This is a genomic window from Iodobacter sp. BJB302 (assembly GCF_002735645.1).
Lineage (GTDB): Bacteria > Pseudomonadota > Gammaproteobacteria > Burkholderiales > Chitinibacteraceae > Iodobacter.
Genome location: NZ_PDZG01000020.1, coordinates 25655 through 39827, shown reverse-complemented (window position 1 = coordinate 39827; position 14173 = coordinate 25655). Strand labels below are relative to the sequence as shown.

Sequence of the window (14173 nt, the reverse complement as noted above, 5' to 3'; positions counted from 1 at the left end):
ACTCTTAAATATTAGTTGGCAAAGGAGTGCGCTGCTGATGATTTGCCTTACTTACGCCCCATAAACCCAGCAACCCCACTGGCAGCAATAAAATCCATTGCGGCAGTTGCAATAGCATGTGCGGTCCCGCATACAACACATCGATGAGAATAAAAATGGTGCCAAAACTGAGCCATAAACAGGAGATCAGCGTGACTGTCGCCATCGATTTTGTGTTTGGTTTTCTTGCCGCGAGCCCGAGTGCAATCGCCGTCAGGGTGAGTGCCACAGTCACAAAGTGCCAGCATGCAAATAACATCAGACTCACTTCTTGAGGCATATTCGAATGCAATAAGGGGCCTTCAATTTGTAAGGTGCCACCGAAGGCATGCAAGGCGGCGGTGAAAATAGCTAGTAGTGTTGCAAGGAGTAGCGGGCGGTTCATGATGTCTCCAGATCGTGAGTGAAATTGAGTGAAAGTTTAAGCTGGCTTGAACGATACTGTTAATTCATCACCGCCCAAAATGCATTACATCGCAAAGCGGTTGCTTGCGGTGCTTCGACCATTGGCACATGTCCGATGTCATCGAGGATAACTTTTTCGCTGTTCTGGATTTGCTCGTGCAGCAAATCGGCGTCATCCACATTCGCAATACGGTCGAGTTTGCCCCAGATAATCAATGTTCGCAGTCGTAGTGCCGGCAGGATGTGGGTCTGGTCTAAATCGATCAGCAGATCGTTAAAGACTTTCTGCTCGATAGCGCGACGGCTGATTTTGTCGGCGGCCAGTAACTTCAAAAAAAAGTTGGGAATGTAAGGTGGCTTGTTCATTCCGTAGCGAACCAGCCGTTTGTAATCGGCCACGTTTTCAATCGCCATCATCGGATGAATGCCGGTACGCTCGATTTTCAGCCGCATTTCACTCGGGGTACGTTCGACACCGCCAGCATCAATCAAAACCAGTGATTGCACTGAATTTTGATACATATGCGTGTAGCATATTGCTATTGTTGCTCCCATTGAATGACCTGCCAGGTATATTTTGGGCGCGCTGAGCTGGGTGAGTAATTCATGCAGATATTTGGATTGCTCTGCAATGGTGTAGCTGAGCGACAGGCTTTGTACGCTGTCGCCGTGGCCGGGCAAGTCGGGAACAATCACCCGGTCTGCTGCCGATAAGTATTTGACAAAACGACACCAACTGTTTTTATCCGCACCTGCGCCGTGCAGCAACACCAAGGTTCGCCCGTTTGGTGTACCTGTTTTTTCAAAATAGGCCACTTCACCAAAGCTGAGCCGAATCTCTTTGCGGCTTAACCCGGCCGCAAGTGCTTCTGCGCTGAGGGCTTTTTGCAGTAGTGCATTTTTAAAAGCCAACCATTTTTTACCCAATGCCACCATGATTATTCTCCAAGTGTCGTCGTACGGGATGCCGCACCATGAAAAAATGCGTGCAGCATTTCGGCGTATAAATCGGCCAGCAGTGCATTCGGTTCGCGTAGCCAGCGCAACATTGTTGCCAAGCGCAAAAAGATCAAATTTTCGGCCAGCGTGCGTGCAGTGATGTCGCGCGAAATTACGCCATCACTTTGCCCCTGCTGTAGCAGCTGCAGAGCCAGTGGCGCAAAGCTGTCGTTTTCAAATGGATTGGCATTCTCTTGCGCATGACTGAGGCGGTAGAACACATAGGGCGCAATAAAAGATCGCATCCTTTCGGCATACGCGGCTTCTAATTGCAATACGGTCAAAAACGCCGCTTTAATCGAAGGCGCAGCCAATGCGGCCTCTTGCACCAGGGCTTGATGCTGAAGCTGATCTTGACGAAAGCGATGTGCAATCAATGCTTCTTTGACCGGAAAATGTTTGTACAACGTCCCGCGCGCGACATCGGCTGCGGTGGCAATCGCATCCATCGTCACCGACTCAAAACCATATTTGTTAAATAACGCCCAGGCACATGTGACGATATGCTGCATTGTTTGTGCCAGCTTGCGCTCGCGGCGCCCAATTGAGGGGGCTGCTATGTCTGTATGGGAATTCATCATTAATGGACGACGTTTAAAATTGAACAATGTTCAATAATTTAATTGAAGATTGAATTGCTTGCAAGTAAAACACATCGCAGTTGCAAAATATCTGTGCACCCTTGCTTTGCGAGACATGTTGTATTGTGAGGGAGATTCAACGCAGGAGGCGTTCAATGGCTACAGGCAGGATTTTTATTTCAGCACGGCAGCATCAGTTGCTAGTAAGCAAACCTGTTGTGACGTTCAACGCTACACTGTGCGCAGTGAAGCGTTAACGATGGAGTTGGCGCAATGTTTTGAAGACGCATCAATCACAGGGTCGTGAAGCGATTTTGCGTAATCTGCACCGCTGCAATGACTTGCGAAACGCTCTGGCGGCATTTACTAAACTGCAGCTTACAATGATGGACTAGCGATTCAACTAACAGGCTTTGTCCATGAACATTACGACAATTCATTCAATTTTCCTGAAACCAGCCGCTCACTTAAAAAAATCAATGACAGCGCGCAGAGCTGCAGGCATATTGCGGCCACTCGGATAATACAAATAAAAATATTCTGGCACTGGCGACCATGCACTGAGTACGTATTGTAATTGTCCAGCTTGGACCAGCGGCGCCAGCATCTCGTCATAGCAATAACACATTCCCGATCCATCAACAGCCGCACGCAATAGCAAAGCCAAATCATCGCTAATCAGCGCTCCCCGTGTTGCGACGGTGAGTGTTTGCCCGCCTTGTTCAAATTCCCACTGATAATGCACGCCACTTGGAAAGCGAATTTGCAAACACTGATGCGTCAATAAATCCGCTGGCGTCCCGGGCACTCCATAAGCGTCCAAATAAGCTGGTGCTGCCGCCACGGTAAAATGAATCGCCTCCCCCAGCCGCACCGCAATCATGTCTTGCTGCACACGCTCACCAAAACGAATCCCTGCGTCAAAGCGTTCCGCAACAATATCGACGAGCGCATCATTGCAGACAATTTCCAGCTCAATATCCGGGTATTGCCGCCGGAATTCGGCGAGTTTGGGCGCTAAACGTAATTGTGCGGCGGCACGCGGTACATTTAATCTTACTCGTCCGGCGGGTTGTTGCCGCAGCTCATTCAGCCCCTCTATCGCCTGTGTAATCTCGCCCAGCGCAGGGCTTAAGCGCAGCAGCAATTGCTCGCCAGCCTGCGTTGGACTCACGCTGCGCGTAGTTCGACTGAGTAAACGAACGCCAAGAGCTTGTTCTAATTTGCGCAGGGTATGGCTCAATGCCGATGGCGTGAGCTGCAATTCTTGCGCCGCCTGGCGAAAACTGCCGCATTGAGCTACGCGTACAAAAGCGTTTAAATCATTCAGATCGGTTTTCATTGATGAACTAAATTCAGTAGTGTCATGAGTATTAACCAGATTGTTGCATCAATCAAAGATTGCAATACTACGGTCTTCCCTTTTCAGTGGTCTCAGCATGAACTCAGCACAGCCTTTCCACAACAAAACCATTCTGGTCACCGGTGCATCTTCCGGGATTGGCTTAGCCAGTGCCCAAGCCTTTTGGGCACATGGTGCCAAACGCGTGTATATAACCGGACGCGACGCCAATAAACTCGCAAGTGCTGTTTCAGTATTGGGTCAAAACGCTGTTGGCGTCGTCGCCGACGTGGCCGATTTGGCGCAAATTGAACAACTTAAAACAACGATTGCTGAACACGGCGACACACTTGACGTTATTTTTGCCAACGCGGGCGTGGCACATAACAACAGCTTAGGCACAACCCACGAAACCAGCTTCAACAGCATTTTTGATACCAATGTCAGAGGTGTATTTTTTACCGTGCAAACCTTACTGCCACTGCTGAATCACGGAGGCAATATTGTACTCAACGCCTCAGTAGCCGCACAAAAAGGAATGCCCAATTTGAGTTTGTACAGTGCATCAAAAGCAGCAGTGCGCTCGTTTGCCCGCTCATGGGCGAATGATTTAAAAGGCAGGAAAATTCGGGTCAACGCAATCAGTCCAGGTGTCACCAGAACACCGATTATGGAAAATGGTTTGAAAATGAATGATGAACAAATAGCTCAATTTTCAGCCTATTTGGCCGACGCAGCGCCTGCCGGGCGAATGGCGCAGCCCGATGAAATTGCTGCTGCGGTATTATTTTTAGCTTCCGCAGCAGCGAGCTATGTCAACGGTATTGAACTAAGTGCAGACGGAGGATTGACACAAATTTAAGGCTTACAGATTAAGCTTTCTGCAACGATAACGTTACTAACTTTCTCGCAAGTTAGTAACGTATTGAAACCATTGATATCCGCTGACAATCGATACCCTTGCAATAGACCCAGTCCATTGCAAGGCAACGCCGGATCATAAACAAGCTGAATGTTATTGATTGCGTCATTGCAATGTATGGTTGTTTTTTTGCTTATGTTTAATGCAATAGTGCAATGAGATACTGCAACTCCAAACCCAATCTATGGAGATTTGCAATGCATACTCAATCACAACTTCTTGGTAACAGCCTGTTACGCATCAGCTTTGGCGTAATGTGGATTGCCCATGCCTTACTCAAACTATTTGTATTTACCTTGCCGGGCACCGCGCAGTATTTTGCAAGTCTTGGTTTGCCAGCAAACCTTGCGTATCTGATCTTTACGATGGAACTCTTTGGCGGGCTTGCACTGGTACTCGGCATTTATGCGCGACAAATTGCATTGCTGTTATTGCCGATCATGGCCGTTGCAACATGGGTACATCTGCCCAATGGCTGGGTTCACACCAGCGCGGGTGGTGGCTGGGAATATCCATTATTTCTTTGTTTGGTATCCATCGTTATTTATTTGCAGGCCGATGGTGTGTTAACACTCAAACGCAGTCATCATTTTCTGCTTAACTGATTCAGTGACAAGCACCCACTAAGGCACGAAATAAATCAGTCAAGCTGAATGTTTTGCGCCAAATGACTAAACACCGCAGCGACACGGCGCAGATGGCGGGATTCTGGGTGAGTGAGCAGCCAGAGATCAGTAGCACACTCATCCAGAACACCCGTTAATGGACGTAAATCAGGCCGCGACGCTGCTAAAAATGTCGGTACCAAACCCACTCCCATTCCTCGTTCAATCAATTCCAACACTGTAAGGATGCTGTTGACACGGTAGCGCGGCATCAGTTTTGGATAGTGTTTTTTTCGCCAAATTACGGATGGGTGATCTGGCAATGCATCGTCAGGGGCAATCCACGCAGCATGGTGGCTAATGGCAGCAGTCAAATCCTGCCAGGGGCTGCTCTCTGCTGCATACAGCGCTATTTTTAGGGAACCAAGGTGCTTGCCAACCAAATGCAGTGGTGGTTTGCGAGTGGCACGAATAGCGATATCAGCATCGCGCCGGCTTAAATTGGCCAGCTCATTGCCGGTATGCAAATCAAAACTCAGCAGTGGATGTAATGTTGCCAGCGTATTGAGCGCGGGGGCGACTAAACCATGCAAAATCGAATCGGTGGTGGTAATGCGTACGCTGCCAGCAACGTCTTCGGGCTGCAATTGTGCCGCCGAGCGCGCTGATTCCAGCGCGATTTCAAGTTGCTCAGCGTGTCCCGCTAGGATTTGTGCCATTTCAGTTGGGAAATAGCCCGTTTTACTACGCTCGAACAAGCGTTGACCAAGGCCTTTTTCGATTCTTTGGATGGTACGAAATACGGTTGAGGCATCAACGGCCAACCGTTCTGCCGCCGCAGCCAAGGTACCGCCCCGCGTGACTGCAAGTAAAAACTCCAGATCTTGGCTAGCTAAATGATATTGCGTTTTTGCATTCATAGTCTGCAACCCTGCTTATTTTCAGTGCAATTTAGCAAGTCTACACTAGCTTAAAACCCTAGATAACAAGGAATTCATCATGTCTCAGCCACTCACTTTAGTTAGCCATTTGCTATGCCCATACGTACAACGCGCTGCAATTGTTTTATTAGAAAAAGGCATTTCTTTTCAGCGGAAAAATATTGATTTAGCCAACAAACCAGAATGGTTTTTAGCAATTTCACCACTAGGGAAAGTGCCCGTATTACAAGTGGGAGAGGTATCAATTTTTGAATCGGCAGTCATTTGTGAGTATCTGGATGAAACCCATACGCCGCTGCTGCATCCGAGTGAGCCGTTGCTACGCGCTCAGCACCGCGCTTGGATGGAGCTAGGCTCGGCGATTTTGACTGATATTGCCGGATTTTATTCGGCCAAAGATGAAGCGATATTGCAGCAAAAGACGATCCAACTACAGCAGAAATTCTCGCAAATCAACGCGGCACTGGGCGAAGGTCCGTATTTCGCGGGCCAAAATTTCAGCATGATCGATGCCGTATTTGCGCCAATTTTCCGTTATTTGGATGCGTTTGATGCAATTGGATATACGGACCTGCTGGCAGGACTCCTGCCGATTCAAACCTGGCGGCAAGCCTTAGCATTGCGCCCATCCGTACAGCAAGCCGTGGTCGCGGAGTATCCACAGTTGTTGAGTACTTTTCTTAAAAACAGACACTCTGCGTTAAGCTTACGCATCAACGATAGGGCGTTGAGCACAGATTGATCCCGCATAAAACAATGGGGATTTACTTCTAAACGACACATTCAAATACACAGAAGAAACCCCTGCAGTTATCAATGAGTTCATTTGATTCATTCCACTTAGCGAAACAATAAATTTAATATTGTGGTGATTCTCCATTGATGCTAATCAAGACATACTCATGACATCAGATCGATGTTTGCGTACGTAGAGGAGTTTCATCATGCCACGCGCTTTTGCCGCCATTACTTTTACTGACAGTGTTAAAGCTGCCCAGACCCGTTATCACAGCCGTGATAGCAATCGTGGCTTTGAGCTGGCCGAAGATACACGCAGTGAGATGACAGAACGCGAAGCTGAGTTTATCGCCGCGCGCGATAGTCTTTATATGGCAACCGTCGGTGAAAATGGCTGGCCATACGTGCAGCATCGCGGTGGACCGGCGGGTTTCTTGAAAGTGCTCGACGCCAATACGCTGGGCTTTGCCGATTTTCGTGGCAATGTGCAGTATTTATCAGTCGGTAATCTGAATGCCAACGATAAAGTTTCGATTATTTTGATGGATTATCCCAACCGTCGTCGTCTCAAAATCTGGGGGCGAGTGCGCATTGTGCACGAGTTAGAAAATCCCGAACTCATCGCCGCACTGGAAGATCCAGCCTACCGTGCCCGCATCGAACGGGCAATGGTGATTACCGTCGAGGCGTGGGATTGGAATTGCCCACAGCACATTACACCTCGCCACACCGATGCCGATATCGAGCAACTGATCGCACCGCTGCAAGCCGAACTGAAAGCATTGCAGGCCAAACCTGCTGCATCTGCGCCAATCACGAAATTGGGCGAAGGCCCGCTGGAACTGATCATTAGTGGCATTCGCCAGCTAACGCCACAAGTGCGTGCGTATGAATTGCGCCACCCAACTGGTGAAGATTTGCCCGCTGTAACGGCCGGTTCGCACTTAAAAGTGCCAGTAATATTGAAAAATGGCCAAACCAGCGTGCGTAATTACTCCATTGCCTCGAACCCTACCCGCCGCGATATTTATGAGATTGCGGTGCTACAACAGATTGAGGGCCAAGGTGGCTCAAGCTTTGTACATCAACATTATCAGCTGGGTATGACGCTGCATTGTGGCCTGCCGCAGAATGATTTTGCGCTAAGTGACAGCGACGCTCCGGCCATTCTGATTGCGGGCGGCATCGGCATTACGCCAATCAAAGCAATGGCACAAACTCTGAAAGCACAAGGTCGTGCATTTCATTTGCACTATGCCGCCCGCAGCCGCCGCGATATGGCCTATGGCGATCGTTTGCTGCGCGATTTAGCGGGGCAAATGACGAGTTATTTTCAAGACGAAGGCCAAATCCCCGATATTACCCAAATACTGAAATCGGCCAGCGATACATCCCCAGTGTATGCCTGTGGACCATCCGGTTTAATGAGCGCAGTACAAGATACTGCCGCCATGCTCAATATGGCCGCCGGGCGAATTCACTTTGAGCGCTTTGCTGCGGCGCCGCACGCAGGCAATACGCCGTTTGAAGTGGTACTGCGCCGCTCGCAGCGGATTATTCCGATTGCAGCAGATCAAACCGTATTAGCCGCAGTACAAGCGGCCGGCATTGATACGCTATCGGATTGTGGCGTGGGTAACTGTGGCACCTGTGCGGTTAAAGTACTCAGTGGCGACGTCGACCATAGAGATAACGCGCTGAATCAAAACGAGCGTGAACGCGCCGGGCTGATGTGTATTTGCGTGTCGCGGGCAAAATCAGCGCGACTGGAGCTCGATTTGTAATTTCAATCATTCATCTAGGAAAAATCATGATCAAACTCTATGAATTTGCCGCATCAGGTAATTGCCACAAGGTCAGGCTTTTATTGTCTTTGCTGGATATACCTTATGAATCCATTATGGTAAACGGCGCGACACGCGAACATAAATCGGCGGACTATCTGGCAAGGAATCCGCTTGGCCAAGTGCCGGTATTAGTCGATGGCGATGTGATCTTGCGTGATAGTCAAGCGATTTTGGTCTATCTGGCGCGGCAATATGGCGCGGAACAAGCGGATTTTTGGCTGCCGAATGATCCTGCTGCTTTAGCACAAGTGGTCGCATGGCTGGCCACTGCCGCGAATGAAGTAACTCGCGGGCCAAATGCATTGCGCTTGCATCACAAATGGGGCCGCGCGATTAATCTCCTTGAAGCCGAAACCATTACCGAACAACTGCTCGCGATGCTCAATCAACACCTGACAGCATCAGCGTGGTTAGCGGCAACGCATATCACTATCGCCGATATTGCCCTCTACCCCTATATCGCCCTCGCAACCGAAGGCAAAGTCGATCTACTTGGCTTTCCGGCTATCGTGACTTGGATGAAACAAATCCAAAACTTGCATGCTTACGTGAGTATGGCTGGCATCGACGCTTATTAATTCAATTTTGATCAAGGATTAACCATGACCCCCGAACTACGCCCACCACTCCCCCCATTCACCCGCGAAACGGCAGCACAAAAAGTGCGCATGGCTGAAGATGGCTGGAATTCGCGCGACCCGCAACGCGTCGCCATGGCCTATACGCCTGATACGATTTGGCGCAACCGCCATGAATTTCCAAGTGGCCGTGAAGAGGTCATTGAATTTCTCACTCGCAAGTGGGCGCGTGAAGTGGAATATCGCCTAATCAAAGAGCTCTGGGCGTTTGACGCCAATCGAATTGCGGTGCGTTTTGCCTATGAGTGGCGAGACCACAGCGGCCAGTGGTTTCGCTCTTATGGCAATGAAAATTGGGAATTTGATGCCCAAGGTTTGATGCATCGCCGCTTTGCCAGTATCAACGATTTAGCCATCGCCGAATCTGAACGACTATTTCATTGGCCCCAAGGTCGTCGGCCTGATCACCACCCAAGCTTAAGCGAATTGGGTTTATAGCAAATTGAATACGTAGCAACGCTTGAGCGAACTGAGGCCAAACACTAAGGAAAACAGTGAAATGGAAACCGCCGGTTTGAAGCTGAAGTAGCAATGGAAATACATCGGGATTTTTTTTACCATCGCCAGCGAGGCCGCACGCGCCTTGGCAATCTGTACCTTATCAGATTGGCACAAAAATTCAGCAGGCTAACGGTCGAAATTTGAGCGAGTAATGTCTAAATTTGCTAGGGTCTGTTGACGTTTCATTCACGGCTGCGTTGGCTGCAGTTTTGGGGCTGAACAAGGCAAAAATTGCGACATGGCACGAGTACCATTAGCGATTTTTAACGATGTGCAGCCCCAAAAATGCAGTCAACCCGAAGGGCTGAGCCGGAAAACGGCCATTCACTGCGTTATGCTCCTCGACAATAACCAGTTATTGCCTTCGTCGCATGCCTTGTGCTTGGCCGTTTTCCGGCTCAGCGCAATTGTGAATGAAACGTCAACAGACCCTAGGGCAGATCACCATGCCACTGACGTAAAAAAAAAGCGAAAGCATGGCGCTTTCGCTTTTTTTTTCGACCAGCTTATTTAACGCGAATAACCTTTTGCCGGAACAATCACAAGGCCCGCCCGCTGCCCTATTTCAATATGAGGATTAGGGAAAATCATCCGGGCATTGTCTTCATTCACCACATGCTGGATATCGCCATCTTCTGCCAGCACAGTGCCGACGGGCAGTGGCGTAAAGTTATCCATTTTGGTGTCAACGCGTAAAACAAAAGCATCGCTTTGCTTAATGATTTCACGGGAAACTTTATACAAACCAAGGTGAGCCGGCACCACATCGCAATCAGGCAGCTCGCCGCTGATTAAGCCCTCTAAATAGGCCTGCATTTTACTTAAATCAACATGGGTGTTCTGGCCAAAAGGCATGGCCCTCCCCAGCTCAACGGTAAATGCGGCTGCACCACAATGCTGGCTGGAAAAAAACGAGAACGTCGTCGACGTTGTTGATTGCAACAGCACAGCATCCACACCGGCACAGGCCAGCCGGGCAACCTGTAAAGGATCAAAATCGCGGCCATGCGGCGGCAGCGGATAGATGGCAAATTTTTCAATCAGTGAGCCATGAATCGCCGTATGCAGATCGTAATGCAAACGGGGCTTGCCATCTTGGATCGATCGGGAGAAAAAACGCATCAGCTGCATTTCCAGCATGGCGGCCCGGCGGGCTTCATCGCCATCATCCACATCCGGCAAACGGCAAAAGAGGCGGTTCATATCCTGAGCCACACAGCGTACACCCTGGCGCATCGCCTCTACATTACCAAACACAAAGAGCACCCGTGCCCGCACTCTGAGCTGGCCATCCAGGATCTGGCTGATCAGCTGATCAAGCAATTCTATGGGGGCCGTTTCATTGCCATGAATGCCGCAGCTCAATACCACATCCAGCTGCCTGTCACCCGGATCTTTAGGCTCAAAACGGATCACCCCTTCATCCATCACCTGCACATGCGTGCCATTGGGTAAACAATAGGGTAAGGAAATACAGGTTTTACCTGCGAGAGCCTGTGCTAAAAAAGACGGTTCTATAGAAAAGTTACTCATTTCTGGTCTGATTCTTTTGGGTAGTTTATTAGTCTAGCAGATTGTTACAGCGGGCATTACCGCCTGTCCCCGTCTGCTGATTGCCCCAGGGCCAGCAGAAAGTCTTATAAAAGCACCAGACAGACATGCGTAAGCAAAATTCACAACAGATAACAATCAAGCCGTTTCCAGAATGAAAAAAGGCGCATTAAGCGCCTTGTTTCATTTTCTTATCAAGCCAGCTGGCAAGGATAAATCGAGCCTAAGTGTAAAATCTGTGTCAGCTCATCCAGCGCCGTGCGCACTTCAACAATCAGCTTAGGATCGGCCAGATCAGCCTCGGTGAGGCGATCCCGGTAATGCCGGTCTACCCAGGTATTTAATTTGGCAAACAGCACATCATTCATCCAGATATGCGGGTTCACCGCGGCCAACTCTTTCTCCTGCAAGGCCACACGCAAGCGTAAACAAGCCGGGCCTCCGCCGTTTTGCATACTTTGCTTTAAATCGAACACCATCAGCTCGGCAATCGGGCCGTTACTGGCCAGTAAGCCTTGCAAATATTCCCAGACAGCAGGTGTCGCACGGCATTCATCCGGCACCACCAGATTCTGGCGGCCATCGGCACGGGCCAGCAGCTGGCTGTTAAAGAGATAAGACTTCACCGCATCAGCCACACTAACCTGTGCCAGTGGTACTTCAATCACTTGCAAACCGCCACCCAGCTTGGCGTCCAGCTCAGCATAAACGGCAGCCTGCTGTAAAAACGCCGTTTCATGGGTAAATAGCACATTCTGGTTACCCACCGAAATGACATCATTATGAAATACACCGGCATCAATAACGGCAGGGTTTTGCTGTGCAAACACCAGCTTATCCGCGCTTAAGCCATGCAAACGGGCAATCGCCTCGCCCGCTTCTCTGGTCTGGCGGGCCGGGAATTTTTGTGGCTCAACCGAGCCACCCCAGTGCTGGCGGCCATAAACAAAAAATTCAACGCCAGACTGGCCATAGTCGTGACAAAAGCGGGTGTGGTTGGCCGCGCCTTCATCGCCAAATACCGCCTGCATGGGCAGCGCGTCATGATGGGCAAAGACCGCATCATGATTAAACATGGCTTTGAGCGAACGGGTGGTCTGAGCGTGCTCGATGGCGCGGTGAAATTTATTTTGCAAATTGGCCGCAGTAAAGTGCACCCGGCCATCCGCCGTATCCGCTGAAGGGCTGACGGTTGCAGCATTGGCAGTCCACATACTGGATGCAGACGACACATTGGCCAAAAGGCCAGGAGACGCTTTAGCTACCGCCGCCAGCACGCTGGCGTCATCCCCGCTAAAGCCCAAATCACGCAACAGGCCAATGGCCGGGCGCTCTTGCGGCACAAATACGCCCTGCTTGTAGCCCAAATCGGCCAGCGCTTTCATTTTGGCAAGGCCTTGCTTAGCCGCTTCACGCGGATTGGCGGCCTTATTGGCATTGGATGTGGAGGCCACATTACCAAAAGAATGGCCGCCATAATGGTGGGTTGGCCCGACTAAACCATCAAAATTAGCTTCAAAACTGGTCGACATTTTTCTTCCTTCTGATGACAAAACACAGGCAGCGGGCTCATTGCGGCCACCACCGTGTTTGCTGATCCATTAATCAATAACCATACCCGGCGGTAAAATCGTGGGCATCGCCAGTAATTCTGTTTCTAAAGAGGCAACAGGGTAAGCACAATAATCTGCTGCGTAGTAAGCACTGGGCCGATGATTACCACTGGCCCCGATTCCGCCAAACGGCCCGGCACTGGAGGCCCCAGTCAGCGGTTTATTCCAATTCACAATGCCTGCACGAGATTCGCGCCAGAATGTTTTATAACGCTCGCCGCTGTCAGAAAGCAGACCTGCTGCCAGACCAAAACGGCTGCTGTTGGCCATGCGAATGGCCTCATCAAACTGACCATAGCGCTGCAACTGCAGCAAGGGGCCAAAATACTCTTCATCAGGCAGCCCGGCGATCTCACTTACATCAATAATCCCTGCAGTTAGCATCGCAGCATCCGAGTTTAAGCGGCACATTTTCAGTAAGGATTTGCCCCCCATTTCCATCAGGGAAGCCTGTACTGACAGCATTTTATCTGCCGCAGCCATCGAAATCATGGCCCCCATAAAGGGTGCTGGCTCTGCATCCCACGGGCCAACTCTCAGCTCGGCGCTCACATCGACAAGACGCTCTAAAAACAAATCGCCCCACTCGCCTTTGGGCACAAATAAACGCCTGGCACAGGAGCAGCGCTGGCCTGCAGAGATAAACGCAGACTGAATCACATGATGGATTGCAGCCGCTACATCCTGCACCTCATCCACAATCAGCGCATTATTGCCACTCATTTCCAAAGCCAGAATTTTATCGGGGCGGCCAGAAAACTGCTGATGCACCGCAAAACCCGCCGCCGAGCTGCCCGTAAAAAATACGCCATCCAAATCAGGATGAGCAGCAAGCGAGGCCCCCGTTGCAGCGCCCCCCTGCACTAAATTAATCACCCCGGCAGGCAAGCCCGCGGCCAGCCAGAGCTCCACCGTTTTTTGCGCGGTCATTGGCGTGTATTCAGAAGGCTTGAAAACCACCACATTACCCGCCAGCAGCGCCGGCACAATGTGGCCATTGGGCAAGTGGCCCGGGAAATTATAAGGGCCAAGCACTGCCACCACACCATGCGGGCGATGGCGCAAAATCACACTGGCATCGCCCTGCGTGGATTCTTTGCGACAGGTGCGCTCTTCAAAAGCACGGATCGAGATCTCTACCTTGCTCACCATACTGGCCACTTCCATCACCGCTTCCCAGCGGGGTTTGCCGGTTTCAAGGCCAATGGTCGCAGCCAGCTCATCAGAATTGGCCTGCAATAAATCGGCAAAACACCGGAGCACCGCAATCCGGTTACTCAGCTCGGTATCCCGCCACAATGGAAACGCTGATCGTGCCGCCGCAACAGCCGCGTCAATTTCCTGACCACTTGCTGCATTACCCACCCAAACCGCCTGCTGGCTTACCGGGTTACGGGAGGTCCACGCCTCCCCTTTGCCCACAGACCAACGCCCACCGATCAGCTGCATGG

General features: G+C 50.5%; 15 protein-coding genes. 6 read left to right on the top strand and 9 right to left on the bottom strand.

Annotated elements, in window-relative coordinates:
- Window positions 1–4 precede the first annotated feature (4 nt).
- The 5 genes from CSQ88_RS08715 to CSQ88_RS08700 form a co-directional block, all read right to left on the bottom strand.
- Window positions 5–424, bottom strand: coding sequence for a hypothetical protein (locus tag CSQ88_RS08715; RefSeq protein ID WP_099397723.1), 420 nt, complete (start codon window positions 422–424; stop codon window positions 5–7).
- Between the two features lie 59 nt (window positions 425–483).
- Complete coding sequence (locus CSQ88_RS08710; protein WP_099397722.1) at window positions 484–1380, bottom strand: alpha/beta fold hydrolase; 897 nt, start codon at window positions 1378–1380, stop codon at window positions 484–486.
- 2 nt (window positions 1381–1382) lie between these two features.
- Window positions 1383–1955: a TetR/AcrR family transcriptional regulator gene (locus tag CSQ88_RS08705; RefSeq protein ID WP_180273598.1), complete on the bottom strand. Its 573-nt coding sequence runs from the start codon at window positions 1953–1955 to the stop codon at window positions 1383–1385.
- 362 nt (window positions 1956–2317) lie between these two features.
- Window positions 2318–2464, bottom strand: coding sequence for a hypothetical protein (locus tag CSQ88_RS22950; RefSeq protein ID WP_180273597.1), 147 nt, complete (start codon window positions 2462–2464; stop codon window positions 2318–2320).
- Window positions 2465–2487: 23 nt separating this feature from the next.
- Window positions 2488–3366, bottom strand: coding sequence for a LysR family transcriptional regulator (locus tag CSQ88_RS08700; protein ID WP_099397720.1), 879 nt, complete (start codon window positions 3364–3366; stop codon window positions 2488–2490).
- Window positions 3367–3406: 40 nt separating this feature from the next.
- Here CSQ88_RS08700 and CSQ88_RS08695 point away from each other — a divergent pair, with 40 nt between their 5' ends.
- Together CSQ88_RS08695 and CSQ88_RS08690 are read left to right on the top strand one after the other, a co-directional pair.
- Window positions 3407–4228: an SDR family NAD(P)-dependent oxidoreductase gene (locus tag CSQ88_RS08695; RefSeq protein WP_218963044.1), complete on the top strand. Its 822-nt coding sequence runs from the start codon at window positions 3407–3409 to the stop codon at window positions 4226–4228.
- A 257-nt stretch (window positions 4229–4485) separates the two neighbouring features.
- Window positions 4486–4893, top strand: a complete 408-nt coding sequence (locus CSQ88_RS08690) for a DoxX family protein (protein WP_099397718.1) — start codon at window positions 4486–4488, stop codon at window positions 4891–4893.
- 35 nt (window positions 4894–4928) lie between these two features.
- Here CSQ88_RS08690 and CSQ88_RS08685 read toward each other — a convergent pair whose 3' ends face one another.
- The gene (locus CSQ88_RS08685) at window positions 4929–5813 is read right to left on the bottom strand and encodes a LysR family transcriptional regulator (RefSeq protein WP_099397717.1); all 885 of its coding nucleotides are present in this window, start codon (window positions 5811–5813) and stop codon (window positions 4929–4931) included.
- A 79-nt stretch (window positions 5814–5892) separates the two neighbouring features.
- On the opposite strand from CSQ88_RS08685, the gene CSQ88_RS08680 reads away from it, so the two are divergent.
- From CSQ88_RS08680 to CSQ88_RS08665, 4 genes are all read left to right on the top strand, one after another.
- Window positions 5893–6576 (top strand): glutathione S-transferase family protein, encoded by a 684-nt coding sequence (locus CSQ88_RS08680; protein WP_180273596.1) that lies wholly within the window; start codon window positions 5893–5895, stop codon window positions 6574–6576.
- 202 nt (window positions 6577–6778) lie between these two features.
- Window positions 6779–8356: a pyridoxamine 5'-phosphate oxidase family protein gene (locus CSQ88_RS08675; protein ID WP_099397715.1), complete on the top strand. Its 1578-nt coding sequence runs from the start codon at window positions 6779–6781 to the stop codon at window positions 8354–8356.
- Between the two features lie 26 nt (window positions 8357–8382).
- Window positions 8383–8997, top strand: coding sequence for a glutathione S-transferase family protein (locus CSQ88_RS08670; protein WP_099397714.1), 615 nt, complete (start codon window positions 8383–8385; stop codon window positions 8995–8997).
- A 24-nt stretch (window positions 8998–9021) separates the two neighbouring features.
- Window positions 9022–9495: a nuclear transport factor 2 family protein gene (locus CSQ88_RS08665; RefSeq protein WP_099397713.1), complete on the top strand. Its 474-nt coding sequence runs from the start codon at window positions 9022–9024 to the stop codon at window positions 9493–9495.
- 573 nt (window positions 9496–10068) lie between these two features.
- Here CSQ88_RS08665 and astE read toward each other — a convergent pair.
- The 3 genes from astE to astD form a co-directional block, all read right to left on the bottom strand.
- Window positions 10069–11091 carry a succinylglutamate desuccinylase gene (astE, locus tag CSQ88_RS08655; RefSeq protein WP_099397711.1) on the bottom strand — a complete coding sequence of 341 codons (1023 nt, stop codon included), beginning with the start codon at window positions 11089–11091 and terminating at the stop codon, window positions 10069–10071.
- A gap of 212 nt (window positions 11092–11303) precedes the next feature.
- Window positions 11304–12641 (bottom strand): N-succinylarginine dihydrolase, encoded by a 1338-nt coding sequence (astB, locus tag CSQ88_RS08650; protein WP_099397710.1) that lies wholly within the window; start codon window positions 12639–12641, stop codon window positions 11304–11306.
- A 69-nt stretch (window positions 12642–12710) separates the two neighbouring features.
- On the bottom strand, window positions 12711–14171 hold the full coding sequence (astD, locus tag CSQ88_RS08645) for a succinylglutamate-semialdehyde dehydrogenase (RefSeq protein WP_099397709.1): 1461 nt from the start codon (window positions 14169–14171) through the stop codon (window positions 12711–12713).
- Window positions 14172–14173: the final 2 nt, after the last annotated feature.